At 68.3% G+C, this 24,434-nt stretch carries 20 protein-coding genes; 15 read left to right on the plus strand and 5 right to left on the minus strand.

Annotated features, from left to right (window positions below; all coding sequences use genetic code 11):
* The first annotated feature begins 22 nt into the window (after window positions 1–22).
* The 10 genes from clpA (at window position 23) to A6B37_RS02295 (ending at window position 15,132) form a co-directional block, all read left to right on the plus strand.
* A complete protein-coding gene (clpA, locus tag A6B37_RS02250; protein ID WP_168202101.1) occupies window positions 23–2,335 on the plus strand; it encodes an ATP-dependent Clp protease ATP-binding subunit ClpA in 2,313 nt (770 codons plus the stop codon).
* An 18-nt stretch (window positions 2,336–2,353) separates the two neighbouring features.
* Window positions 2,354–3,670, plus strand: coding sequence for a PqiA/YebS family transporter subunit (locus A6B37_RS02255; RefSeq protein WP_111824786.1), 1,317 nt, complete (start codon window positions 2,354–2,356; stop codon window positions 3,668–3,670).
* A 58-nt stretch (window positions 3,671–3,728) separates the two neighbouring features.
* Entirely contained in the window at window positions 3,729–5,390 is a 1,662-nt protein-coding gene (locus A6B37_RS02260; protein ID WP_102772166.1) for an MlaD family protein, read from the plus strand.
* A gap of 5 nt (window positions 5,391–5,395) precedes the next feature.
* Window positions 5,396–6,064: a PqiC family protein gene (locus A6B37_RS02265; protein WP_111824787.1), complete on the plus strand. Its 669-nt coding sequence runs from the start codon at window positions 5,396–5,398 to the stop codon at window positions 6,062–6,064.
* Window positions 6,065–6,241: 177 nt separating this feature from the next.
* Entirely contained in the window at window positions 6,242–10,063 is a 3,822-nt protein-coding gene (gene putA, locus A6B37_RS02270; protein WP_102772164.1) for a trifunctional transcriptional regulator/proline dehydrogenase/L-glutamate gamma-semialdehyde dehydrogenase, read from the plus strand.
* Window positions 10,064–10,300: 237 nt separating this feature from the next.
* Window positions 10,301–11,446: a branched-chain amino acid ABC transporter substrate-binding protein gene (locus tag A6B37_RS02275; protein ID WP_102772163.1), complete on the plus strand. Its 1,146-nt coding sequence runs from the start codon at window positions 10,301–10,303 to the stop codon at window positions 11,444–11,446.
* Window positions 11,447–11,586: 140 nt separating this feature from the next.
* The gene (locus tag A6B37_RS02280; RefSeq protein ID WP_111824788.1) at window positions 11,587–12,516 is read left to right on the plus strand and encodes a branched-chain amino acid ABC transporter permease; all 930 of its coding nucleotides are present in this window, start codon (window positions 11,587–11,589) and stop codon (window positions 12,514–12,516) included.
* The gene (locus A6B37_RS02285; protein WP_102772161.1) at window positions 12,513–13,601 is read left to right on the plus strand and encodes an ABC transporter ATP-binding protein; all 1,089 of its coding nucleotides are present in this window, start codon (window positions 12,513–12,515) and stop codon (window positions 13,599–13,601) included. The genes A6B37_RS02280 and A6B37_RS02285 overlap by 4 nt, the downstream gene beginning before the upstream one ends.
* Window positions 13,598–14,401 carry an ABC transporter ATP-binding protein gene (locus A6B37_RS02290; protein ID WP_102772160.1) on the plus strand — a complete coding sequence of 268 codons (804 nt, stop codon included), beginning with the start codon at window positions 13,598–13,600 and terminating at the stop codon, window positions 14,399–14,401. Before A6B37_RS02285 ends, A6B37_RS02290 begins: the two co-directional genes overlap by 4 nt.
* Window positions 14,398–15,132 (plus strand): ABC transporter ATP-binding protein, encoded by a 735-nt coding sequence (locus A6B37_RS02295; RefSeq protein WP_102772159.1) that lies wholly within the window; start codon window positions 14,398–14,400, stop codon window positions 15,130–15,132. The genes A6B37_RS02290 and A6B37_RS02295 overlap by 4 nt, the downstream gene beginning before the upstream one ends.
* Window positions 15,133–15,141: 9 nt before the next feature.
* Here A6B37_RS02295 and A6B37_RS02300 read toward each other — a convergent pair whose 3' ends face one another.
* From A6B37_RS02300 to A6B37_RS02310, 3 genes are read right to left on the minus strand one after another with little or no spacing between them, the layout of a single operon-like run.
* Window positions 15,142–16,383: a CoA transferase gene (locus A6B37_RS02300; protein WP_111824789.1), complete on the minus strand. Its 1,242-nt coding sequence runs from the start codon at window positions 16,381–16,383 to the stop codon at window positions 15,142–15,144.
* A 20-nt stretch (window positions 16,384–16,403) separates the two neighbouring features.
* Window positions 16,404–17,204 (minus strand): enoyl-CoA hydratase-related protein, encoded by an 801-nt coding sequence (locus tag A6B37_RS02305; RefSeq protein ID WP_102772157.1) that lies wholly within the window; start codon window positions 17,202–17,204, stop codon window positions 16,404–16,406.
* Window positions 17,205–17,244: 40 nt separating this feature from the next.
* Complete coding sequence (locus A6B37_RS02310; RefSeq protein WP_102772156.1) at window positions 17,245–18,240, minus strand: tripartite tricarboxylate transporter substrate binding protein; 996 nt, start codon at window positions 18,238–18,240, stop codon at window positions 17,245–17,247.
* Window positions 18,241–18,368: 128 nt separating this feature from the next.
* Here A6B37_RS02310 and A6B37_RS02315 point away from each other — a divergent pair, with 128 nt between their 5' ends.
* Window positions 18,369–19,070, plus strand: coding sequence for a GntR family transcriptional regulator (locus A6B37_RS02315; RefSeq protein WP_102772155.1), 702 nt, complete (start codon window positions 18,369–18,371; stop codon window positions 19,068–19,070).
* 22 nt (window positions 19,071–19,092) lie between these two features.
* On the opposite strand, the gene A6B37_RS02320 is transcribed toward A6B37_RS02315, so the two are convergent.
* Window positions 19,093–20,379 carry an MFS transporter gene (locus A6B37_RS02320; RefSeq protein ID WP_111824790.1) on the minus strand — a complete coding sequence of 429 codons (1,287 nt, stop codon included), beginning with the start codon at window positions 20,377–20,379 and terminating at the stop codon, window positions 19,093–19,095.
* Between the two features lie 107 nt (window positions 20,380–20,486).
* On the opposite strand from A6B37_RS02320, the gene A6B37_RS02325 reads away from it, so the two are divergent.
* Both A6B37_RS02325 and A6B37_RS02330 read left to right on the plus strand, forming a co-directional pair.
* Window positions 20,487–21,089 (plus strand): TetR/AcrR family transcriptional regulator, encoded by a 603-nt coding sequence (locus A6B37_RS02325; protein ID WP_102772153.1) that lies wholly within the window; start codon window positions 20,487–20,489, stop codon window positions 21,087–21,089.
* Between the two features lie 172 nt (window positions 21,090–21,261).
* Window positions 21,262–21,459, plus strand: a complete 198-nt coding sequence (locus A6B37_RS02330) for an XRE family transcriptional regulator (protein WP_102772152.1) — start codon at window positions 21,262–21,264, stop codon at window positions 21,457–21,459.
* A 62-nt stretch (window positions 21,460–21,521) separates the two neighbouring features.
* Here the strand turns inward: A6B37_RS02330 and A6B37_RS02335 are convergent, their stop codons facing one another.
* On the minus strand, window positions 21,522–21,947 hold the full coding sequence (locus A6B37_RS02335) for an OsmC family protein (RefSeq protein ID WP_102772151.1): 426 nt from the start codon (window positions 21,945–21,947) through the stop codon (window positions 21,522–21,524).
* A gap of 217 nt (window positions 21,948–22,164) precedes the next feature.
* On the opposite strand from A6B37_RS02335, the gene A6B37_RS02340 reads away from it, so the two are divergent.
* Window positions 22,165–23,319 carry an ABC transporter substrate-binding protein gene (locus tag A6B37_RS02340; RefSeq protein ID WP_111824791.1) on the plus strand — a complete coding sequence of 385 codons (1,155 nt, stop codon included), beginning with the start codon at window positions 22,165–22,167 and terminating at the stop codon, window positions 23,317–23,319.
* Window positions 23,320–23,508: 189 nt separating this feature from the next.
* Window positions 23,509–24,426, plus strand: coding sequence for an ectoine/hydroxyectoine ABC transporter substrate-binding protein EhuB (ehuB, locus tag A6B37_RS02345; protein ID WP_102772149.1), 918 nt, complete (start codon window positions 23,509–23,511; stop codon window positions 24,424–24,426).
* The last annotated feature ends 8 nt before the right edge of the window (window positions 24,427–24,434 follow it).

Raw genomic sequence — 24,434 nt, forward strand, 5'->3', positions numbered from 1 at the left:
TTCGATGCGTCACGGAGGAAGCGTGATTTCCCAAGAGCTTGAAGTCAGCCTGCATATGGCTTTTGTCGAGGCCCGTTCGGCCCGGCACGAATTTATTACCGTCGAGCACCTGCTGTTGTCGCTGCTCGACAACGCTTCGGCTGTCGAGGTTCTGCGCGCCTGCGCCGCGAACCTGGACGAGCTGCGCCGCAACCTGCGCCAGTTCGTCTCGGAAAACACGCCCGTGATTCCGAGCGGCGCCGAAGTAGACACCCAGCCCACGCTGGGTTTTCAGCGCGTGATCCAGCGCGCGATCATGCACGTGTCGGCCGGCGGCACCGGCAAGAAGCCGGTAACCGGCGCCAACGTGCTCGTGGCCATTTTCGGCGAAAAGGATTCGCACGCCGTGTACTACCTGCAGCAGCAGGGCGTCACCCGGCTCGACGTCGTCAACTTCCTCTCGCATGGCATTACCAAACAGCCCCAGGTGGAGTCCGCCGCCGTGCAGAAAGAGCAGCAGACCAATGGTGAAGACCAGGGCGACTCGCGCCAGTCGCCGCTGGACCAGTACGCGACCGACCTGAACGCGGCCGCGCTGGCCGGGCGCATCGACCCCCTGATCGGGCGCGAGCACGAAGTCGAGCGCGTGATCCAGGTGCTGTGCCGCCGCCGCAAGAACAATCCGCTGCTGGTCGGCGAGGCCGGCGTGGGCAAGACCGCCATCGCCGAGGGCCTGGCCTGGCGCATCACGCGCGGCGAAGTGCCCGAGGTCCTGCAGGCCGCCCAGGTCTATTCGCTGGACATGGGCGCGCTGCTGGCCGGCACCAAGTACCGCGGCGATTTCGAACAGCGCCTGAAGGGCGTGCTCAAGCAGATCCGCGGCAATCCCGACGCCATCCTGTTCATCGACGAAATCCACACGCTGATCGGGGCCGGTTCGGCCTCGGGCGGCACGCTGGACGCGTCCAACCTGTTGAAGCCGGCCCTGTCGTCCGGGCAGCTCAAGTGCATCGGCGCGACCACCTATACCGAATACCGCGGCGTCTTCGAGAAAGACCACGCGCTGTCGCGCCGCTTCCAGAAGATCGACGTGCCCGAGCCCAGCGTCGAACAGACCGTGCAGATCCTGCGCGGCCTGAAGAGCCGCTTCGAGGAACATCACAGCGTGCGCTACTCGGCCGCGGCGCTGTCGGCCGCCGCCGAACTGTCGGCGCGCTTCATCAACGACCGCCACCTGCCCGACAAGGCCATCGACGTCATCGACGAGGCCGGCGCCGCGCAGCGTCTGCTGCCGCGCTCGCGCCAGAAAAAGGTGATCGGCAAGGTCGACATCGAAAATATCGTCTCCAAGATCGCGCGCATCCCGCCGCAGTCCGTCTCCAACGACGACCGCAGCAAGCTCGCCACGCTGGAGCGCGACCTCAAGACGGTGGTGTTCGGCCAGGACAACGCCATCGAGGCCCTGTCGGCCGCCATCAAGATGGCGCGTTCGGGCCTGGGCAAGCCGGAAAAGCCCATCGGCGCCTTCCTGTTCTCCGGCCCCACCGGCGTGGGCAAGACCGAAGTGGCCCGCCAGCTCGCATTCACGCTGGGCGTGGAGCTGCTGCGCTTCGACATGTCGGAATACATGGAACGCCACGCCGTGTCGCGCCTGATCGGCGCGCCTCCCGGCTATGTCGGGTTCGACCAGGGCGGGTTGCTGACCGAGGCCATCACCAAGCAGCCGCACTGCGTGCTGCTGCTCGATGAAATCGAGAAAGCGCATCCGGACGTGTTCAACATCCTGCTGCAGGTCATGGACCACGGCACGCTGACCGACAACAACGGCCGCAAGGCGGATTTCCGCAACGTGATCCTCATCATGACCACGAACGCGGGCGCCGAGACGCTGAACCGTCCGTCCATCGGCTTCGCCAACTCGCGCGTGGTCGGCGACGAAATGGCCGAGATCCGCCGCATGTTCACGCCCGAGTTCCGCAACCGCCTGGACGCGATCATTCCGTTCGCGGCGCTGGACCGCGAGATCATCCTGCGCGTGGTGGACAAGTTCCTGATGCAGCTCGAAGACCAGCTGCACGAGCGCCGCGTGGAGGCCGTGTTCACCACGCGCCTGCGCGATCATCTGGCCAAGGAGGGTTTCGACCCGCTGATGGGCGCGCGTCCCATGCAGCGCCTCATCCAGGACACCATCCGCCGCGCGCTGGCCGACGAGCTGCTGTTCGGCAAGCTGGTCGAGGGCGGCACGGTCACGGTGGACCTGGACGACGAAGGCAAGGTCACGCTGAGCTTCGACGACAACGGCAAGCCGCCGTCCTCGGACGCGCCGGACAAGCAGGAAGTCGAGCTCGTCGACTAGGGCAACGCAACCCCCTCTATGACCGCGGACCGCCAGCCGCTGATCGAGTGCGAACACTGCGCGAGCATCTATCGCCGGCATCAGCTCGAACCTGACGAGACTGCCAATTGCGCCCGCTGCGGCGCCACCCTGTGGCGCTACAGCGGGCTTAGTTTGTCCAATTGGCTGGCTCTCGCCATCGCCGCCCTGATCGTGTTCGGGGTGGCCAACGCCTATCCCGTCGCCGCCATGTCCGTGCAGGGCATGACGCAGCAGGCCTCGCTGCTGGACGCCATTTCCATCACCTGGCGTCAGGGGCACTGGGTGGTGGCCGTCATGACCGGCCTGGCCGGCTTCGCGTTGCCGCTCTTGCAGCTGGGAGTGCTGCTGTGGGTGCTGGGCCCGCTCTCGCGGGGCCGCGAGCCGCTGGCTTTCCGTCCCGCCATGCGCTTGCTGGGTATCTTGCGTCCCTGGTGCATGGTGCCGGTGTTCCTGCTCGGCGTGCTGGTGGCGGTGGTCAAGCTGGCGGGCATGGCGGCCGTGTCGCCCGGGATCGGGCTGGGCGCTTTCGGCATACTCACCATCCTGCTGACCATGCTGGGGCGGTTGTCGCCGCATGCGCTGTGGCGCTACGCCGAAGACACCGGCGTGGTGCCGGTGCACGTGCCGCAGGCCGGCCCCGACCGGGTGCTGACCGGCTGCCACGTCTGCGGCCAGGTGCAGGCGCTGCCGCGCGAGGCCGACCCCGAGGCGCTGCATCATTGCGTGCGCTGCGACGCGCTGGTGCACCACCGCAAGCCCGACCACCTGGCGCGCACCTGGGCGCTGCTGCTGGCGGCCATCGTGTTCTACATTCCCGCCAACGTGCTGCCCGTCATGAAGGTCAGCTCGGTGCTGGGCGACAGCGCCCACACCATCCTGGGCGGCGTGGTCGAACTGTGGGAGATGGGCTCCTGGGACATCGCGCTCATCGTCTTCATCGCCAGCGTGGCGGTGCCGCTGACCAAGCTGCTCGCGATCATCCTGCTGCTGCTCACCGAGCAATGGCGCAGCACCACCAACCTGCGTCCGCGCACCCGGCTCTACCAGATGGTGGAATTCATCGGCCAGTGGTCCATGCTGGACGTGTTTGTCGTTATATTGCTGGCGGCGCTGGCGGATTTCCAGGGCCTGATGGAAATCAGCGCGGGGGCGGGCGCGGCGGCCTTCGGCGTGGTGGTGATCCTGACCATGCTGTCGGCCATGAGCTTCGACCTGCGCCGCAGCTGGGACCTGGAAACGCAAAGTGAAATAGAATCGGCGCCGGTCGAAAGCCGGCGCCGCCCGACGACTGGCGCGGGCCAGGAAACGGGCTAGGAAATTGGGCGGGGACGGGGGCCGACCCTCGGCTCCCCCCACTAAAAAGGAAGAATAGATGTCCGAGCAAGCACCCGGATCGGGCGAGGAACCGTTCGCTTCGCCCTCGATCTCGCGCAAGCAGAAAAGCCGGGTCTCGTGGATCTGGCTGGTGCCCATCGTGGCCGCGCTGATGGGCCTGTCGCTGGTCGTGCGGACCTGGATGCAGGCCGGGCCGGACATCTCCATTTCGTTCAACACCGCCGAAGGGCTGGAAGTCGGCAAGACCCAGCTGCGCTACAAGGACGTGACCATCGGCACCGTGCGCGCCATCGGCTTCAACGAAGACCGCAGCAAGGTGGTGGTGCGCGCCGAACTGGCCAAGGAAGTCTCGGACCTGGCGCGGGAAGGCACCAATTTCTGGGTGGTGCGCCCGCGCCTGGACGTCAGCGGCGTCTCCGGCCTGGGCACCTTGCTGTCGGGCGCCTACATCGGCGTGGACGCCGAGGAAGGCAAGAACGGCAACAAGGCCACCAAGCTGGAATTCGAAGGGCTGGAAGTGCCGCCCGCGGTCACCCACGACCGCGCCGGCAAGCGCTTCAAGCTCAAGGCGGCCGACCTGGGGTCGCTGGACATCGGCTCGCCGGTCTATTTCCGCCGCATCAACGTCGGCCGCGTCATCGGCTATGCCCTGGACCAGACCGGCAAGGCCGTCAACGTCGAGGTGTTCGTGGACGCGCCCAACGACAAGTTCGTCACCAACGCCACGCGCTTCTGGAACGCCAGCGGCGTGGATTTCAGCGTCAACGCCGACGGCCTGAAGGTGCGCACCCAGTCGCTGGTGTCGATGGCGATGGGCGGCGTGGCGTTCGAGCCGGTGCTGAACACGCGCGATTCCGGCACGCCGGCCGCCGACGATACCGAATTCGAACTCTATCCCACCGAGACCGCGGCCAAGGCCAACCCGGACGGCGAGGCCTTCCCGATCCGCCTGCGCTTCGACCAGTCGATCCGCGGCCTGACGGTGGGCGCGCCCATCGATTTCAGCGGCATCACGCTGGGCAACGTCACGCAGATCAACCTCGATTTCGATCCGCAGGCCAAGCGCTTCTACTCGCTGGTGGACGCCACGCTGTATCCGGAACGCCTGGGCCGCGTGTTCGACGAGGTGCGCGAGCGCGCCGTCCAGAACGGCGACGTGGCCGGCAACCGCCTGCTGGGCAGCATGATCAAGCACGGCCTGCGCGCCCAGCTGCGCACCGCCAACCTGCTGACCGGCCAGCTTTACGTGGCGATGGACTTCTTCCCGAACGCCAAGCCGGTCGAGTTCGTCGATTCCGAGCCGGCGCAGATTCCGACCGTACCGGGCAACCTCGACCAGCTGCAGCAGCAAGTCAGCAACATCATCGCCAAGGTCGAGAAGATTCCGTTCGACAAGATCGGCGAAGACCTGCGCGCCACGCTGGCCAGCACCTCCAAGCTGATGGGCCGGCTCGACAAGCAGGTGGCGCCCGAGGCGCAGAAGATGCTGAAACAGGCCAGGGATTCGATGGCGCAGATCAACTCGCTGCTGGCCTCCGACTCCTCGCTGCCGGTGAACACGGAGCGCGCCATGCAGGAGCTGGGCCGCGCCGCGCGTTCGCTGCGCGCGCTGGCCGATTTCCTGCAAGCCAACCCCGAGGCCCTGCTGCGCGGCCGCGGTCCAGACCCGATTCCAGGCGCCGGTCCTGTCAGGAACTGATACCCATGAATAGACGCCCATTCCGCTGTACCCGCCCGCGCGCGGCCCTGTCCTCGCTGCTCCTGTCGGCCGCGCTGGCGGGCTGCGGCGCCTCGGCGCCGGTGAACTACTACACGCTACAAGGCCCGGCTGCGCCGGGCGGCGCCGGCGCCGGCGCCGGCGCTTCCGCTCCCTACCTGATCGACGTGCAGCCGGTCAACGTGCCGACCCAGGCCGACCAGCCCCAGCTGATGGTGCGCACCGGCGATGGCAGCCTGTCGGCGCTGTATTCCGAGCGCTGGAGCGCGCCGCTGGGCGACGAACTGCGCGGCGCGCTGTCAGACGCGCTCAAGCGCGAGCTGGGCGCGCTGGACGTGCAGATGGTCAAGCCCGGGCCGGGCGCCGCCACCTGGCGGGTGCAGACCGACGTGCAGCGCTTCGAACTGGTCTCGGGCCGCATGGCGCAGCTCGATGTCACCTGGCGGGTGCGGCCGGTCAACATGAAGGGCACGGGGCTGCTGTGCCGCAGCGTGGTGACCGAAACCGTGGCCGACGCCGGCGTGCCGGCGCTGATCGCCGCGCAGCAGCGCGCCGTGGCCGCCCTGGGCGGGGCCATCGCGACGGCCATCCGCGGGCAGGCTCCGGCGGGATCGGGCGCGGTCCAGATGTACGGCTGTTCGGCGCTCAAGGACTGACTCCCGGATTTTTCCGAAATCCGGTAGTTCTCAAGCGGTTAACCTAGGGTTAACCGCAATATATGCGCGGTTGCAACCTGTCTAGCATACGGTTCGAATCCGGCTCCAGTCCGGTTCCACTCCCAGGGCCCGGTCGGGCCCGAACGAACTCTGCCCTGTGACAGGAAGCAATCTCTCATGGCCAGCACGACCCTAGGCGTCAAAGTCGACGACGCGCTGCGCGACCGGCTCAAGGCCGCCGCGCAAAAGCTCAACTGCACCCCGCACTGGCTGCACAAGCAGGCGATACTCGCGTACCTGGACCGCATCGAGCGCGGCCAGCTGCCGGCCGAGATGTCGCACCTGGGCGCCGACGGCGACGGCGAGGACGAGTCGGGCGACGGGCACGCCGCGCCCACGCCGCCGTTCTACGAGTTCGGCCAGGACGTGCAGCCGCAATCGGTGCTGCGCGCGGCCATCACGGCGGCCTACCGCCGTCCCGAACCGGAATGCGTGCCGCTGCTGTTGGGCCAGGCGCGCATGCCCAACCTGGAAAAAATCCACGCGATGGCCGCCGACCTGGTCAGGAAGCTGCGCGGCAAGCGCAGCGGCGGCGGCGTGGAGGGGCTGATCCAGGAATTCTCGCTGTCCAGCCAGGAGGGCGTGGCCCTGATGTGCCTGGCCGAGGCGCTTTTGCGCATCCCCGACCGCGCCACGCGCGACGCGCTGATCCGCGACAAGGTGGCGCGCGGCGACTGGAAGTCGCACATGGGCGGCTCGCAGTCGCTGTTCGTCAACGCCGCCACCTGGGGCCTGATGATCACCGGCAAGCTGGTCGCGGTCAGCAGCGAGCAGTCGCTGTCGCGCGCGCTGACCCGCCTGATCGGCAAGGGCGGCGAGCCGCTGGTGCGCAAGGGCGTGAACATGGCCATGCGCATGATGGGCGAGCAGTTCGTGTCGGGCCAGACGATTTCCGAGGCGCTGGCCAACAACCGCAAGATGGAATCGCGCGGTTTCCGCTACTCGTACGACATGCTGGGCGAGGCCGCCACCACGGCCGAGGACGCCGAGCGCTACTACGCCTCGTACGAGCAGGCCATCCACGCGATCGGCAAGGCCGCCGCCGGCCGGGGCATCTATGAAGGCCCGGGCATCTCGATCAAGCTGTCGGCGCTGCATCCGCGCTATTCGCGCGCCCAGCGCGAGCGCGTCATGGCCGAGCTGCTGCCGCGCGTCAAGGCGCTGACCCTGCTGGCGCGCAGCTACGACATCGGCCTGAACATCGACGCCGAGGAAGCGGACCGCCTGGAAATCTCGCTCGACCTGCTGGAAGCGCTGTGCTTCGAGCCGGAGCTGGACGGCTGGAACGGCATCGGCTTCGTGATCCAGGCCTACCAGAAGCGCGCGCCCTTCGTGATCGACTACGTGATCGACCTGGCCCGCCGCAGCCGCCACCGCGTGATGGTGCGGCTGGTCAAGGGCGCGTACTGGGACACCGAAATCAAGCGCGCCCAGGTCGACGGCCTGGAGGGCTATCCGGTATACACGCGCAAGGTCTACACCGACGTGGCCTACCTGGCCTGCGCCCGCAAGCTGCTGGGCGCGCCCGAGGCGGTGTACCCGCAGTTCGCCACGCACAACGCCTACACGCTGGCGGCCGTCTACCACCTGGCCGGCCAGAACTACTATCCCGGCCAGTACGAGTTCCAGTGCCTGCACGGCATGGGCGAACCGCTCTACGACGAAGTGGTGGGGCCGCTGGCGCAGGGCAAGCTGAACCGCCCGTGCCGCATCTACGCGCCGGTGGGCACGCATGAAACCCTGCTGGCCTACCTGGTGCGCCGCCTGCTGGAAAACGGCGCCAACACCTCGTTCGTCAACCTGATCGGCGACGACAGCATTCCGGTGGAGCAGCTGGTGGCCGATCCGGTCGAGGCCGCCTCGCGCATCGCGCCGCTGGGCGCGCCGCACGAGAAGATCCCGCTGCCGCGCGAACTCTACGGCGATCCTCAGGCCGGCGCGCGCGCCAACTCCGCCGGCCTGGACCTCAGCAACGAGCACCGCCTGGGCTCGCTGTCGGCGGCGCTGCTGGCCAGCGCCTCGATGCCGTGGCGCGCCGCGCCCATGCTGGGCGAGGGCGGCGAGACCTGGGACGCGGCCCGCGCCGTCGAGGTCCGCAACCCCGCCAATCTGCGCGACCTGGTGGGCCACGTCATCGAGGCCAGCCCCGAAGAGGCCGAGGCCGCGCTGCGCGACGCCGCCAACGCCGCGCCCATCTGGCAATCCACGCCGGTGGCCGAGCGCGCCCAGTGCCTGCGCCGCGCGGCGCAATTGCTGGAAGAGCAGATGCAGACCCTGCTGGGCCTGATCGTGCGCGAAGCCGGCAAGTCGCTGCCCAACGCCATCGCCGAGGTGCGCGAGGCCGTGGACTTCCTGCGCTATTACGCCGACCAGGCCGAAAGCGAATTCGACAACGACACGCACCGCCCGCTGGGCACCGTGCTGTGCATCAGCCCGTGGAACTTCCCGCTGGCCATTTTCACCGGCCAGGTCGCGGCCGCGCTGGCCGCCGGCAACACGGTGCTGGCCAAGCCGGCCGAGCAGACCCCGCTGATCGCGGCCCAGGCGGTGGCCATCCTGCGCGCCGCCGGCGTGCCGCCCGGCGCCGTGCAGCTGCTGCCCGGCCGCGGCGAAACCGTGGGCGCCCAGCTGGTGGCCAGCCCCGGCGTGCGCGGCGTGATGTTCACCGGCTCCACCGACGTGGCGCGCATCATCTCGCGCACGCTGGCCGAGCGCCTGGACGACGCCGGCCACACCATTCCGCTGATCGCCGAGACGGGCGGCCAGAACGCCATGGTGGTCGATTCCTCCGCGCTGGCCGAACAGGTGGTGTACGACGTGCTGACCTCGGCCTTCGACTCGGCCGGCCAGCGCTGTTCGGCGCTGCGCGTGCTGTGCGTGCAGGAAGACAGCGCCGACCACGTGCTGACCATGCTGCGCGGCGCCATGCGCGAACTCAGCGTGGGCAATCCCGACCGCCTGTCGGTGGACGTGGGGCCGGTGATCGACGCCGAGGCCCGCAACGGTATCCAGCGCCACATCGAAACCCTGCGCACCGCCGGCCACCGCGTGGACCAGGTGGAGCTGAACGGCGAATGCCGCCACGGCACCTTCGTGCCGCCCACGCTGATCGAGATCGACGACATCGGCGAACTCACGCGCGAAGTGTTCGGCCCGGTGCTGCACGTGGTGCGCTACAAGCGCGACGAGCTGGACGGCTTGCTCGAGGCCATCAACGGCACCGGCTACGGGCTGACCTTCGGCGTGCATACCCGCATCGACGAGACCATCGCGCACGTGACCGGCCAGGTCATGGCGGGCAACGTCTACGTCAACCGCAACATCGTCGGCGCCGTGGTGGGCGTGCAGCCCTTCGGCGGCGAGTGCCTGTCCGGCACCGGCCCCAAGGCCGGCGGCCCGCTGTATATGTACCGTCTGCTGGCCACCCGTCCGGCCGGCCTGCCGCCGGCGCTGGACGCCTCGGCGCCGCTGCCGCAGCGGCTGGCGCTGCCCGGCCCGACCGGCGAGACCAATACCTACGTGGTCGAGCCGCGCGGCGCCGTGTATTGCGTCGCCGCCACCGAGGCCGGCGCGCGCGCCCAATGGTCGGTGGCCCGGCTCACCGGCAACCATGCCTGGTTCGCCGATACGCCGGCCGCGCAGGCGCTGCTGCAGAGCCTGGACGCCGAGCAGCGCGAACGCGCGGGCATCCTGGCCGACGAAGACGTGGACCAGGCCGACTACCAGGCCGTGCTGTTCGAAGGCGACGGCGACGCGCTGCAGGCGCTGAACCGGCGCATCGCGCAGCGCCCCGGGGCCATTCTGTCGGTGCAGGGCCTGACGCCGGACGCGATCGCGGCGGGCGCGGCCTACGTGCCGGAACGCCTCCTGGCCGAGCGTTCCGTCAGCGTCAACACGGCCGCGGCCGGCGGCAACGCCAGCCTCATGACCATAGGTTGACGGCCGGGAGAGGGCCTTTGGACATCCAAGGGTTATCTCCAATATCGGGCAAGGTTGCACTGGAAGCAAAATCCGGTCGCACCGCAAATCCGGATGTCGCAACCCGGCATCCGGACGCAACAAGCCAGGCAGGCGCAGCGTCCCGCCACCCTCGGGACCTGCCTCGTAAAAAACCAGAAACCTGGCTAAAAGCTCAGGTATAACAAGGTCTAACGTCCGACACACCGGAGGATACCCATGAAGTTCCGCACCACTTTGAAGCTCGTCGCCGCCAGCCTCGCCGCCGCCGGCATGGTCGCCGCCGCGCAGGCCGCCGACATCAAGTTCGGCTTCGCCGCGCCGCTGACCGGCCCGCAATCGCATTACGGCGAGGACATGCAGAACGGCCTGAACCTGGCCCTGGAAGAGGCCAACAAGAAGGGCATCAAGGTCGACGGCAAGCCGGCCACCTTCGTGCTGGTGTCGCGCGACGACCAGGCCGATCCGCGCGTCGGCGTGCAGGTCGCCCAGCAGCTGGTCGACCAGGACGTGGTCGGCATCCTGGGGCACTTCAACTCCGGCACGACGATCCCGGCTTCGCGCGTCTACCATGACGCCGGCCTGCCGCAGATCGCCATGGCCACCTCGCCCGAATACACCAAGCAGGGCTACGAGACCACCTTCCGCATGATGACCAGCGACACCCAGCAGGGCGCCGCGGTCGGCAAGTTCATGGTCGAGAAGCTCAAGGCCAAGAAGATCGCCATCATCGACGACCGCACCGCCTACGGCCAGGGCCTGGCCGACGAGGTCGAGAAGGCCGTCAAGGCCGCCGGCGGCCAGGTCGTGCGCCGCGAGTACACCACCGACAAGGCCAACGACTTCACCGCCATCCTGACCAACATCAAGGGCGCCGCGCCCGACGCGATCTTCTACGGCGGCCTGGACGCGCAGTCCGGCCCCATGAAGCGCCAGCTCGCGACGCTGGGCCTGAAGGCGCCGCTGGTCTCGGGCGAAATGACCCGCAGCGACACCTTCATCAAGCTGGCCGGCGACGCCGCCGACGGCACCTACGCCTCGCTGGCCGGCGTGCCGCTGGACAAGATGGCCGCGGGCAAGGACTTCGCGCAGCGCTACGAAGCGCGCTTCAAGAAGGCGCCCGGCGTCTACGCCCCGTACGCCTACGACGGCGCATGGAACATGATCACCGCCATCGAGCAGGCCGGCTCGGCCAAACCCGAGAAGTACCTGCCGGCGCTGGCCAAGCTCAACCGCAAGGGCGCGACCAGCGAGCACATTTCCTACGACGCCAACGGCGACCTCAAGGAAATCTCGGTCACCATCTACGAAGTCAAGAACGGCAAGTGGGAGATGGTCGAGACCATGGTCAGCCAGGCCAACTGACGGCTGCTGACCGGGGCGGACGCGGCCGGGCCGCGACCGCCTCTTCATAAGCGCGCGCCCCGCGGCGCGCGCTGCGCGGCGACGCGGCGGGCCCGACGGCCCGCCCGGCGCGATTCTTCCAGGCTCAAAGCGCGGCCCCTATGGACATCTTCATTCAACAACTGATTAACGGCGTCACGCTAGGCAGCGTGTACGCCCTGGTCGCCCTTGGCTACACCATGGTGTACGGCATCATCGGGCTGATCAACTTCGCGCATGGCGACGTCGTCATGATCGGGGCGATGGCCGCCACCACGGCCGCCATCGCGCTGGTCGGCGGCGACCCGGGCACCTCGGCCTTCGTGGTGCTGGGCGTGGGCCTGCTGGTCTCGGTGCCGTTGTGCATGGCGGTGGGCTGGACCGCCGAGCGCGTGGCCTACCGGCCGCTGCGCCGGGCGCCGCGGCTGGCGGCGCTGATCACCGCCATCGGCGTTTCCATCATCCTGCAGAACGTGGCGATGATGAGCTGGGGCCGCAACTACCTCAACTTTCCGCAAGTGCTGTCGCCGCGGGTCTTCGAGATCGGCGGGGCCCGCATGAGCACGCTGCAGATCGCCATCGTGGTGATCGCGGCGCTCATCATGGGCGGGCTGCTGGCGGTGGTGCACAAGACCCGCCTGGGCACGGCCATGCGCGCCACGGCCCAGAACCGCGAAGTCGCGGGGCTGATGGGCGTGAACATCAATACCGTGATCTCGGCCGCCTTCCTGATCGGCTCGGCGCTGGCCGCGGTGGCCGGCATGATGGTCGCGACCTACTACGGCGTGTCGCAATACACCATGGGCTTCATGCTCGGCCTGAAGGCGTTCACCGCCGCGGTGCTGGGCGGCATCGGCAACCTGGTGGGCGCCATGGCCGGCGGCCTGCTGCTGGGCATCATCGAATCGCTGGGCGCCGGCTACATCGGCGACCTGACCGGCGGATTCCTCGGCAGCCACTACCAGGACGTGTTCGCGTTCTTCGTGCTGGTGCTGGTGCTGATCTTCCGTCCGTCGGGCCTGCTGGGCGAACGCGTGGGGGACCGGGCATGAGCGCGCAAGCCAACCGCAGCGGGTTCTCGACCCGCAACCTGATCGGCATCGCGCTGATCGGCATCGTGCTGGCGGTGCTGCCCTTCGTGCTGGGTATGGCCGGCCAGAGTTGGGTGCGCATCCTCAATTTCGCGCTGCTGTACGTGATGCTGTCGCTGGGCCTGAACATCGTGGTGGGCTTCGCCGGACTGCTGGACCTGGGCTATATCGCGTTCTACGCGGTGGGCGCCTACGCCTGGGCGCTGCTGGCCTCGCCGCACTTCGGCCTGCACCTGCCGTTCTGGGCGATCCTGCCGATCGCGCTGGCCGTGGCCTGCCTGTTCGGCGTGCTGCTGGGCGCACCCACGCTCAAGCTGCGCGGCGACTACCTGGCCATCGTGACGCTGGGCTTCGGCGAGATCATCCGGATCTTCCTGAACAACCTGAACGCGCCGGTCAACATCACCAACGGCCCGCAGGGAATCAACCGCGTCGACACGTTCAAGATAGGCGAATTCGCCTTCGGCCGCACCGAGAGCCTGCTCGGCATCCGGGTGACCGGGCCCGAGAAGTACTACTACCTGCTGCTGGCGCTGACGCTCATCATCGTGGTGGTGTGCGTGCGCCTGCAGAACTCGCGCATCGGGCGGGCCTGGGAAGCCATCCGCGAAGACGAGATCGCCGCCAAGGCGATGGGCATCAACACCCGCAACATCAAGCTGCTGGCGTTCGCGATGGGCGCGTCCTTCGGCGGCGTGGCCGGCGCGCTGTTCGCCTCGATGCAGGGCTTCGTCAGTCCCGAGAGCTTCTCGCTAATGGAATCCATCTCGATCCTGTGCATGGTGGTGCTGGGCGGCATGGGCCACATCCCGGGCGTGATCCTGGGCGCGCTGATCCTGGCCGCCTTGCCCGAATTCCTGCGCGCGGTGGTCGAGCCGGTGCAGCACATGCTGTTCGGCGCCGTGGTGCTGGACCCCGAAGGCATACGCATGCTGCTGTTCGGCCTGGCCATGGTGTGCGTGATGCTGTTCCGGCCCGCCGGCCTGTGGCCGTCGGCGGTGCGCCGCCGCGAACTGGCCAGCAAGACCCAGGGAGGCGCGGCATGAGCAATAAACTGCTGCAAGCCCAGGGGCTGGGCAAGCGCTTCGGCGGCCTGCAGGCCTTGTCCGAAGTGAGCTTCGACATTGAGGAAGGCGAGATCTACGGTTTGATCGGGCCCAACGGCGCGGGCAAGACCACGCTGTTCAACGTGCTGACCGGCCTGTACATCCCGGAGGAGGGCTCCTGCACCTTCAACGGCGTGTCGCTGTCGGGCAAGAAGCCGCACGAGGTCGCCTACGCCGGCCTGGCGCGCACCTTCCAGAACATCCGCCTGTTCGCCAACCTCAGCGCCATCGAGAACGTCATGATCGGGCGCCACATGCGCACCCGCTCGGGCGTGTTCGGCGCGGTGCTGCGCACGCGCGCCACGCGCGCCGAAGAGGCGGCCACCGAGGCGCGCGCGCACGAACTGCTGGAATACGTCGGCATCGGCCATCGAGCCAACGACGTGGCGCGTTCGCTGCCCTACGGCGACCAGCGCCGCCTGGAGATCGCGCGCGCGCTGGCCACCGATCCCAAGCTGCTGGCGCTGGACGAGCCGGCGGCCGGCATGAACGCCTCTGAGACGGTGGTGCTGCGCAAGCTCATCGAGAAAATCCGCGCCGACGGCATCACGGTGCTGCTGATCGAACACGACATGAAACTCGTCATGGGACTGTGCGACCGCGTGCTGGTGCTGGAATACGGCAAGGTGCTGGCCATGGGCAAGCCCGCCCAGGTCCAGCGCGACCCCAAGGTCATCGAAGCGTATCTGGGCGCGGGCGCCGCCCAGGACCCGCTGATTCACCAGGAGCGCCCGGCATGACGGCAGCAGCATCCCAACCCTTGCTCGAATTGCGCGGCCTGCAGGTCGCCTACGGCGGCATCCGCGCGGTGCGCGGCATCGACCTGCGTGTCGACGAAGGCGAGCTGGTGTGCCTGATCGGCGCCAATGGCGCCGGCAAGAGCACCACCCTGCGCGCCATCTGCGGCCTGGTGCCGCTGGCCGGCGGCGAAGTGGTCTACGCCGGGCAATCCATCGGCGGCCAGAAATCGCACGAACTGGTGCGCCGCGGCCTGGTCATGGTGCCCGAGGGACGCGGCATCTTCGGCCAGCTCACCATCGAGGAAAACCTCGCCATGGGCGGCTACGTGCGGCGCGACGCGGCGCAGGTGCGCCAGGACACGGACCGGGTCTTCACCCTGTTCCCGCGCCTGGCCGAGCGCCGCAGGCAGGCGGCCGGCACCCTGTCCGGCGGCGAACAGCAGATGGTGGCCATGGGCCGCGCCATGATCGCGCGCCCCAGGCTGCTGCTGCTGGACGAGCCCTCGATGGGGCTGGCGCCGCTGATGGTCGAGAAAGTCTTCGAGGTGGTGCGCACCATCGCCAGCGAAGGCGTCACCATCCTGCTGATCGAGCAGAACGCGCGCCTGGCGCTGGAGAACAGCCATCGCGGCTACGTGATGGAGTCGGGCGAGATCATCCTGTCCGGTCCGGCAGGCCAGATGCTGCACGATCCCAAGGTCCGTGCGGCTTATCTGGGCGAGACGGAGTAGGGCGCGACGCTAGACGGTGGCCGGCTCCCGGCCCACCGCCGCGACCACGCCGGCTTTGATTAGCGCGCCGATCTCGTCCTCGCCGTAGCCGAACTCCCCCAGGATCGCGATCGTGTCCTCGCCCAGGCGGGGCGCGGCGCGATGGTACTGCGCGGGCGTGGCCGACAGCTTGACGGGCATGCCGACGGTGCGGACCTTGCCCGCCACCGGATGGTCCTGTTCCACCACCATGCCGCGCGCCAGCGTCTGCGGGTGCGACAGCGCCTGCGCGATCGAGTGCACCGGGCCGGCCGGCACGCCGGCCGCGTCGAAGATGTCCAGCCACGCCTGCGCGGGGCGGGTTTTCAGGATCGCCGACATTTCCTCCACCAACTGCTCGCGGTTCTGCATGCGGTCGCGGTTGCGCGCGTAGCGCGGGTCCTCGGCCCATTGCGGCTGGCCCAGCGCCTGCGCGATGCGCTGCCAGTTCTTTTCGTTGGCCCCGCCGATGATGATCCAGTCGGTGGCGGTGGGGAATGCCTGGTAGGGCGCGCTCAGCACGTGCGCCGAGCCGGTGGGGCCGGGCGAGACGCCGCTGCCGAAGTAGATGGCGGCATGCCAGTAGAGCTGCTGCAGGCTGGCTTCGAGCAGCGAGGTCTCGACGATCTGGCCTTCGCCGGTGCGCTGCTTGTGCTGGTAGGCCGCCAGCACCCCGAAGGCCGCCAGCAGGCCGGCGTTGATGTCGGCCACGGAGTTGCCGGTGCGCAGCGGCGGGCCGCCAGGCTCGCCGGTGATCGCCATCAGGCCGGAGAAACCCTGCGCCACGAGGTCGAAGCCGCCCTTGTCGGCGTAGGGGCCGGTGGTGCCGTAGCCCGACACCGCGCAATAGATGAGGCCGGGGTTTTCGCGGCGCAGGGTGTCGTAGCCCAGGCCCAGCTTTTCCATCGTGCCCTTGCGGAAGTTCTCGGTCACCACGTCGGCGTCGCGGATCATGCGCAGCAGGATTTTCTTGCCCTCGGGATGCTTGAGGTCCAGCGCGATGGCGCGCTTGTTGCGGTTGAGCATGAGATAGGGCGCCGAGATGCCGTTGATCTGCGGGTCGCGGTACTGGCGCGAATCGTCGCCGCCGTCGAGCTTCTCGACCTTGATGACGTCGGCGCCCAGATCGGCCAGCATCATGCCGCAGGTCGGGCCGGCCATGATCTGCGACAGCTCGATCACGCGCATGCCGGCCAGCGCGCCGGCCGGACGCCGGGTATCGTCGTTATGCATGTGGACTCCTAGCGCCGCGTTCAGCGGCCGTTGAATTGCGGCTTGGCCTTGGCCAGGAAGGCGCGGTAGCCCGCGCGGAAGTCTTCGGTGTCGAAACAGTCGAACGCCTCGTCGCGGTCGGCGTCGGTCAGGGCCTTGCCGCCGACCAGGTTGCGGACGAATTTCTTGTGCCAGCGCGCCACCAGCGGCGCGCCGTCGGCGATGCGCCGGGCGGTGGCCTGGGCCTGCGCGGCCACCTGGTCGTCGGGCTCCACACGCGTGACCACGCCCAGCCGCAAGGCCTCCCGGGCGTCGAAGATGCTGCCTTCGAGCAGCACCTGCAGCGCCGCCGACGGGCCGACCAGCCGCACCAGCGGCGCCAGCTCCGAATACGACATCACCAGGCCCAGGTTCTTGATCGGCACGCCGAAGCGCGAGCTTTCGCCGCAGATGCGGATGTCGGCCAGGCTGGCGATCTCCAGCCCGCCGCCCACGCAGATGCCGTGGATCTGCGCGACCACCGGATGGCGGCACCCGCCGATGGCTTCGATGGTGCGGCGCATGACGGCGCCGTACTCGATCGCCTGGCGCTTGTTGCTGCGCGCGGTTTCGAATTCGCCGATGTCGTTGCCCGGCGAAAAGGCCTTTTCCCCGGCGCCGCGCAGCAGCACGCAGCGCACGCTGTCGTCGGCGTCCAGTTCCAGGAAGGCGTCGCCCAGCAGCCGCCAGCTGTCGATGGTGAAGGCATTGAGCTTGTCGGGGCGGTTCAGCACCACCGTCACGATGTCGCCGTCGCGCTGGCGCAGGATGAGGGAGGCGTCGGAAGAGGGGGATGCGCTCATGGCGTTCCTTTGCATGGGCGGGGGCGCGGCCCCCGCGGGGTTACTGTTTGCTCAGGCCCAGGCTGGCGGTGAGCTTGCCGTACTTGCTCCATTCGTCGCGCACATAGCTGGCGAAGGCCGCCGGGGTCTGCGGGCCGCCGCCCAGGTCCATGCCCTGTTCGGCCAGCTTGGACTGGATCTCGGGATCGGCCAGGGTCTGGGCCAGCGCGCGGTCGAGCTTGTCCAGCACCGGCTGGGGCAGCCTGGCCGGGGCCAGCACCGCGTACCACTGCACCACGTCCAGGCCCTTGATGCCGGACTCGGCCAGCGTGGGCACGTCGGGCAGCCGCTTGCTGCGCTCGGCGCTGGTCACGGCCAGGGGCCGCAGCTTGCCGGCCTGGATCTGGTTGATGGCGCCCGGCAGGGTGTCGAAGTTCAGGTCCACGCTGCCGCCCAGCAGGTCGGTCATGGCCTGGCCGCTGCCCTTGTAGGGCACGTGCTCCATGGTGACGCCGGCGATCTGCGAGAAGCGCGCCGCGCTCAGGTGCTGCGGGCTGCCCATGCCGGAGGAGGCGTACAGCAGCTGCTTGGGCTTGGCGCGGGCGTCGTCGACCAGGTTCTGCACGCTGGTGTAAGAGTGCTTGGCGGGATTGACCACCAGCACGTTGGGCACCGAGCCGATGTAGCGCACCGCGGTGAAGTCCTTGATCGGATCCAGGTTGGACTGCACCACATACGGCGCGGCGACGGTGGACTGCATATTGGCCAGCAGCAGGGTGTAGCCGTCGGCGTCGGCCTTGGCCACGTAGTCGGCCGCGATCAGTCCCGAGGCGCCGGGCTTGTTCTCGACCACCACCTGCTGGCCCAGCACCGTGGACAGGCGGGCGGAAAGAATACGGGCCGATACGTCCGTGCCGCCGCCGGGCACGAAGCCGACGATCAGGCGCAGCGGCCGTTGCGGCCAGGCGGATGCGTCCTGGGCCAGGGCGGGGCCGGCGGCGGCCAGGCCGGCGCCTAGCGCCAGTGCGCCGGCCCAGGCGCGAGCATGCTTGTTCATGAAGGTCTCCTTGGTGGGGGGATACCTGCCCGCGTGTTGCTTGCTCTATGATGGGGTCAGGTTGGTATTCCGGTGGTGTCTGGTATACCAGATACAAAAATAATCGAGTCAGCGAGCACGTACAACTCATGGCTAACCCTGAAGTCCTGGATCAATCCGTCCCCGATCTGGCCATCCATCACCCGACGCTGCCGGCCGTGGTGGCCGAAAAACTGCGTCAGCTCATCATCGACGGCACCTTCAAGCCGGGCACCTGGCTGAACGAGCGCGACCTGTGCGATCAGTTGAAGATTTCACGCACGCCGCTGCGCGAGGCCTACCGCATGCTGGCCTCGGACGGGCTGCTGGCGTTGCAGCCCAAGCGCGGCGCGATGGTGATCGAGTTGTCGGCCGACGACGTCGAGAACATTTTCGATGTGCTGTCGGTGCTGGAAGGACTGGCGGTGCGCAGCGCCGCCGAACGCGCGAGCGACGCCGAACTGGCGCAGATCGCGCAATTGCACGCGCAGATGCGCGAGAACTATGAAAAGCGCGACATCCGCGCCTATTTCGCCGCCAGCATGGGCACCCACATCGCGATCAACCGCGCGGCGCACAACCCGGCGCTGACCCATGCCTATGACCGCCTCAACCTGCAGGTGCAGGCGCTGCGCTACAAGTCCAATTTCGACAGCGACGAATGGACCGCGGCGGTGGCCGACCACGAGGCCTTCGTGCAGGCGCTGATGCGGCGCGACGGCGCGCTTGCCGAATCGCTGATCCGCAAGCACGTGGGCAGCAAGAAGGCCTACAACCTGCGCGCCCGGCACGCGGGCGCGCCCCAGCGCTGAGCGGCGCCGGGACGCGCGCGCTTCAGGCCGGCTGCGCCGCCGCCTGGCGGCGCCGGCCTATCATCAGCGCGATGACGGCGGCGATCAGGCCGGTGGCGCCCGAGATCACGAAGGCCATCAGGTAGCTGCCCTGCGCGGCGCGCAGCGCGCCCGCCATCCACGCGGCGCTGGCCGCGCCCAGCTGGTGGCCGGCCACGATCCAGCCGAACACGATGGCGGCGTCGCGCTCGCCGAAGGCCTCGGTGGTCAGGCGCAGCGTGGGCGGCACGGTGGCGATCCAGTCCAGCCCGAAGAAGATGGCGAAGATCGACAGGCTGTAGAACGAGAAATCGGAATAGGGCAGGTAGATCAGCGACAGGCCGCGCAGCCCGTAGTAGACGAACAGCAGCTTGCGCGGATCGTAGCGGTCGGTCAGCCAGCCGGACGCGGTGGTGCCGATCAGGTCGAAAACGCCCATCAACGCCAGCAGGCCGGCGGCCTGCACCTCGGGCATGCCGTGGTCGCCGCAAAGCGCGATCAGGTGCGTGCCCACCAGGCCGTTGGTGGTGAAGCCGCAGACGAAGAAGGTGGCGAACAGGAACCAGAAGGTGCGCGTGCGGGCCGCGCGCGCCAGCACGCCGAAGGTGGTGGCCAGCAGGCCGGGGCGCGGCGCCGGCGCGGCCGGCGCGGCGTGCGGATCGCTGCCGTACGGCGTCAGGCCCACGCTGGCCGGGCTGTCGGGCACCAGCCACCAGGCCAGCGGCACCAGCGCCGCGGCGGCGGCGGCCACCGCCCACACCACCCGGGTCCAGTCGCCGGACGAGGCCAGCGCCGCCAGCACCGGCAGGAACACCAGCGTGCCGGTCGCGGTGCTGGCCGTCAGCAGGCCCATCATGACGCCACGGTGGCGGGTGAACCAGCGGTTGACGACGGTGGCGCCCAGCACCACGGCGACCGCGCCCGAACCGATGCCCGAGAACACGCCCCAGGTCATGAGCAGGTGCCAGGGCTGGGTCATGAACGCGCTGGCCGCGCTGGAGGCGGACATCAGCGCCAGCGCGCCGATCAGCACGCGGCGCGGTCCGAAGCGCTCCATCGCCGCGGCCGCGAACGGGCCGACCAGGCCGTACAGGAAGATCCCCATCGCGGCGGCGAACGAGATCGTGCTGCGGCTCCAGCCGAAAGCCTCTTCCAGCGGCACCAGCAATACGCCGGGCGAGGAGCGCAGGCCGGCCGAGACCAGCAGGGACAGGAAGATCACGGCGACGACGACGAACGCGTACTTCTGGCCGACGCGCCGGAAAGGCATGGGGGGTTGGGCTATACTCATGTTACTTACCGGTACGTATGAAGAGTCGAGAAGCGCATAGTACGTACCGGTCAGTAACACAGTCAAGCGCTTTTTGTGGCGCTGTCAGCCAGACAAGGAGCACGAGCATGGCCAGCAAGACCGCCGATACCCGGCCCGCCGCCAAGCAGCCGCTGGCGGCCGACCGCATCCGCAAGACGGCGCGGGAAATGTTCTACCGCGACGGCATCCGCGCCGTGGGGGTGGACGCCATCGTCAACGAGGCGGGGGTGACCAAGCCCAGCCTGTACCGCAGCTTTTCGTCCAAGGACGAGTTAGCGGCCGCCTACCTGCGCGATTACGACGCGGAATTCTGGGCCCGCTTCGACGCGGCCTGCGCCGCCCATCCCGGCGATCCGCGGGCGCAGATCCTGGCCTACCTGTCCGGCCTGGGCGCGCGCGCCGTGCAGAGCGGTTATCGCGGCTGCGGCCTGACCAATGCGGCGGTGGAATATCCGGAATCCGACCACCCCGCGCGTGCCGTGGCGGTGGCCCACAAGGCGCAATTGCGCACCCGGCTGGCGGCGATGGCTAGGGAAATGGGCGCGGCCGATCCCGACGCGCTGGGCGACGGGCTGCTGCTGCTGCTGGAAGGCGCGTTCGTGTCCAGCCAGCTGTTCGGGCAGGGCGGGCCGGCCGGCCGCGTGGCGCAGATGGCGGACAAGCTGATCGAGGCGCACCTGGCCCGCTGAGCCGGCGCACCCGGATGGTGCGCAACACGGTGCCTCATGCACCAGAATTTCGCGTTTGTACTCATTGTGCAACGAACAAAAAAATGCTTGGAGATTCTTATTGCGACGCAGCAGACTCAGGTCTAAGATGAGTTCGTGCTGTTCCACATCGCGCTTTCTCAAGGAGAGAATCATGAGCGATACCGCATTGAAGAACACCCGGGAACACTCTGTGGCCGGCAAGGGCGCAAAAGCGCAGGCGCTGGGTCCGACCGGCGGCTGGCGGCGGCTGAAGCTGCGCCTGGCGGCCCTGGGCGGCGCGGTAGGCGAAGTGCTGCACGATATGGACGAAGGCCGCCGCCAGCATCCGGTGATTTCGGCCTACCACTAGCAGCACGCAGCAAGCCAAAAAAAGCCAGCAGATGCTGGCTTTTTTGCGTCTGGAGCGCTCGATCAGGACTTGAGCTTCGCGTCCATCGTGATCTTGGCGTTGAGCACCTTGGAGACCGGGCAGCCCTTTTCGGCCTTGCGGGCCGCCTCTTCGAAGGCCTGCGCGCTGGCGCCGGGAATCACGGCTTCGACCGTCAGGTGCACGGCTGAAATCGAAAAGCCGTCGGCCACCTTGTCCAGCGTGACCTCGGCCTTGGTGTCCAGGCTTTGGGCCACCATGCCGGCCTCGCCCAGGATGGCCGACAGCGCCATGGTGAAGCAGCCGGCATGCGCGGCGCCCAGCAGTTCTTCGGGGTTGGTGCCCGGGGTGTCGCCGAAGCGCGTGTTGAAGCCGTAGGGTTGGTCCTTGAGTACGCCGCTTTGGGTGGAAAGGGTGCCCTTGCCGGTCTTCAGGTCGCCCGACCAGGCGGCGGTTGCGGTTTTCTTCATGCGTGACTCCTGTAAGAAGGGCGCCCGTTGCGGGCGCATCCGGTGGGTGGGAGCGGGCCGCGCGGGCCGCCTTGTCGATGATACGGCCCGCGGCTTGCGGCGGCTTGCGCGCATCGGCAAGCCGATGTAACGGCGGCGTGGGCACGGGGCGCTACGCGGATAAGGCAGAATACGGGGATTCCCTTCAATTCCTTCAATCTTTCCGAGAAACGTAGTCATGTCTGCCGCATTCCTCCGCTGCGCCTGTGCCATTGCGCTGGCCGTTCCCGTCTTTACCGCCCAGGCCGAAGTCGTCATCGGCGTGGACGTGTCCACGACCGGTCCGGCCGCCGCCATCGGCATCCAGACCAATAACGCGATCCGCCTCTGGCCCGCCACGCTGGGCGGCGAGCCGGCCCGCTACGTGGTGCTGGACGACGGCACCGACGTCAGCCGCGCGGTGAAGAACATGCGCAAGCTGACCTCGGAGGACAAGGTCGACGCCATCGTCGGCCCCAACACCACCGCGGCGGCGCTGGCCGGCCTGGACGTGCTGGCCGAGACCGGCACGCCGATGATCGCGCTGGCCGCCTCCAGCGTCATCGTCGAGCCGCTGTCCGACCCCAAGCGCGCCTGGGCGTTCAAGATGCCGCAGAACGATTCGCTGATGGCGACCGCGCTGGTCGAGGACATGAAAAAGAAGGGCTTGAAGAACGTGGCCTTCATCGGCTTCGCGGATTCGTACGGCGACAGCTGGTGGAAGGAGTTCAGCGCCGCCGCCGGCGACGACCTGAAGATCGTGGCGCAGGAGCGCTTCCAGCGCACCGACGCCTCGGTGGTGGGCCAGGCGCTGAAAATCATCGCCGCCCATCCGGACGCCGTGCTGATCGCCGGCGCGGGCACGCCCTCGGCGCTGCCCCAGAAGACGCTGCTGGAGCGCGGCTACACCGGCGCCATCTACCAGACCCATGGCATCGCCACGCTGGAATTCCTGCAGATCGGCGGCGCCGACGTGGAAGGCACGCTGTTTCCGACCGGCCCGGGCGTGGTGGCCCGCGAGCTGCCCGACGGCAATCCGGTCAAGCCGGTAGCCGTGGCCTTCGCCGACAAATACGAAGCCCAGTACGGCAAGAACACGATGACGCAGTTCGCCGGCGACGCCTATGGCGCGTGGATGCTGCTGGATTCGGCGGTGGCGCGCGCGCTCATGACCGGCGCCAAGCCGGGCACGCCGGCGTTTCGCGCCGCGCTGCGCGACGCCATCGAGGACACCCGCGACCTGGTCGTGCCCAACGGCGTGCTGAACATTTCCAAGGAAGACCACCAGGGCTTCGACGAACGCGCGCGGGTCATGGGCGTCATCAGGAACGGCCGGTTCTCGTACGCGCAATAGCCATCCGGCGGCCGGGTCATGGACGCCAACGGTTCGTAACCAGTCCTAACGTCCCATAGGGGCAGGGCAGGGAAAAGCAGGCTGCGGCCTGCTTTTTTTCGTCCATATCATTAGCGTCGAAATGATTTAGTGTCGTATCATTTTTAGTGCATTCATGAATCTAGAAATAAATCAGGGAGAAAACGACCCATGAACTCGACCTCGATCCGATCCCGGCGCCTGCTGGCGGCGCTGAGCCTGGGGCTGCTGGCCGCCTGCTCCGATTCCGGCTCAGACAAGCCCGCCGCGGCCGCCGCCGACAAGCCGGCCGCCGCCTCCACGCTGGAAGCGGCCAAGGCGGCCGGCAAGATACGCATCGGCTATGCCAACGAAGCGCCGTTCGCCTACATGGACAGCAAGGAAGCCAAGGTCACCGGCGAATCCGTGGAAATCGCCCGCGTGGTGCTCAAGCGCATGGGCATCGACGAGGTGGAAGGCGTGCTGACCGAATTCGGCTCGCTGATTCCGGGCCTGCAGGCCAAGCGCTTCGACATCATCGCGGCCGGCATGTACGTCACGCCCGAACGCTGCCAGCAGGTGGCGTTCTCCAATCCCACCTATGGCGTGGGCCAGGCGTTCCTGGTCAAGCAGGGCAACCCCAAGAACCTGCACAGCTACGAAGACGTGGTCAAGAACCCCGACGCCAAGCTGGGCGTGGTGGTGGGCGCCATCGAGGGCGAGTACGCCTCCAAGTCCAAGGTGCCGCCCGCCCAGGTGGTGGTGTTCCCGGACGCGGTCAGCGCGCTGTCGGGCGTGCAGGCCGGCCGCGCCGACGCCTACGCCGCCACCGCGCTGACGGTCAACGATCTGATGGGCAAGACCAGCGCCGCCAGCGGCCTGCAGAAGGCCGAGCCGTTCACCGACCCGGTCATCGACGGCAAGAACGTGCGCGGCTATGGCGCCTATGCGTTCCGCAGCGACGACAAGGCCTTCGCCGATGCGTTCAACGCGGAACTGGCCAAGTTCATCGGCACCGAAGAGCACCAGAAGCTGGTGGCGCCGTTCGGCTTCACTTCAGAGGAGCTGCCCAAGGGCGTGACCGCCGCCCAGCTGTGCGCCGGCCAGTAAGGGGCGGC

This window comes from Achromobacter sp. HZ01, from assembly GCF_003267925.1.
GTDB classification, from domain to species: domain Bacteria; phylum Pseudomonadota; class Gammaproteobacteria; order Burkholderiales; family Burkholderiaceae_B; genus Achromobacter; species Achromobacter pulmonis_A.

Excerpts from the sequence above, each read along its gene's own strand:
- A6B37_RS02255 (WP_111824786.1), top strand. The coding sequence starts at position 2,354 with ATGACCGCGGACCGCCAGCCGCTGATCGAGTGCGAACACTGCGCGAGC.
- A6B37_RS02260 (WP_102772166.1), top strand. The coding sequence starts at position 3,729 with ATGTCCGAGCAAGCACCCGGATCGGGCGAGGAACCGTTCGCTTCGCCC.
- A6B37_RS02265 (WP_111824787.1), top strand. The coding sequence starts at position 5,396 with ATGAATAGACGCCCATTCCGCTGTACCCGCCCGCGCGCGGCCCTGTCC.
- putA (WP_102772164.1), top strand. The coding sequence starts at position 6,242 with ATGGCCAGCACGACCCTAGGCGTCAAAGTCGACGACGCGCTGCGCGAC.
- A6B37_RS02275 (WP_102772163.1), top strand. The coding sequence starts at position 10,301 with ATGAAGTTCCGCACCACTTTGAAGCTCGTCGCCGCCAGCCTCGCCGCC.
- A6B37_RS02280 (WP_111824788.1), top strand. The coding sequence starts at position 11,587 with ATGGACATCTTCATTCAACAACTGATTAACGGCGTCACGCTAGGCAGC.
- A6B37_RS02285 (WP_102772161.1), top strand. The coding sequence starts at position 12,513 with ATGAGCGCGCAAGCCAACCGCAGCGGGTTCTCGACCCGCAACCTGATC.
- A6B37_RS02290 (WP_102772160.1), top strand. The coding sequence starts at position 13,598 with ATGAGCAATAAACTGCTGCAAGCCCAGGGGCTGGGCAAGCGCTTCGGC.
- A6B37_RS02295 (WP_102772159.1), top strand. The coding sequence starts at position 14,398 with ATGACGGCAGCAGCATCCCAACCCTTGCTCGAATTGCGCGGCCTGCAG.
- A6B37_RS02300 (WP_111824789.1), bottom strand. The coding sequence starts at position 16,383 with ATGCATAACGACGATACCCGGCGTCCGGCCGGCGCGCTGGCCGGCATG.
- A6B37_RS02305 (WP_102772157.1), bottom strand. The coding sequence starts at position 17,204 with ATGAGCGCATCCCCCTCTTCCGACGCCTCCCTCATCCTGCGCCAGCGC.
- A6B37_RS02310 (WP_102772156.1), bottom strand. The coding sequence starts at position 18,240 with ATGAACAAGCATGCTCGCGCCTGGGCCGGCGCACTGGCGCTAGGCGCC.
- A6B37_RS02315 (WP_102772155.1), top strand. The coding sequence starts at position 18,369 with ATGGCTAACCCTGAAGTCCTGGATCAATCCGTCCCCGATCTGGCCATC.
- A6B37_RS02320 (WP_111824790.1), bottom strand. The coding sequence starts at position 20,379 with ATGAGTATAGCCCAACCCCCCATGCCTTTCCGGCGCGTCGGCCAGAAG.
- A6B37_RS02325 (WP_102772153.1), top strand. The coding sequence starts at position 20,487 with ATGGCCAGCAAGACCGCCGATACCCGGCCCGCCGCCAAGCAGCCGCTG.
- A6B37_RS02330 (WP_102772152.1), top strand. The coding sequence starts at position 21,262 with ATGAGCGATACCGCATTGAAGAACACCCGGGAACACTCTGTGGCCGGC.
- A6B37_RS02335 (WP_102772151.1), bottom strand. The coding sequence starts at position 21,947 with ATGAAGAAAACCGCAACCGCCGCCTGGTCGGGCGACCTGAAGACCGGC.
- A6B37_RS02340 (WP_111824791.1), top strand. The coding sequence starts at position 22,165 with ATGTCTGCCGCATTCCTCCGCTGCGCCTGTGCCATTGCGCTGGCCGTT.
- ehuB (WP_102772149.1), top strand. The coding sequence starts at position 23,509 with ATGAACTCGACCTCGATCCGATCCCGGCGCCTGCTGGCGGCGCTGAGC.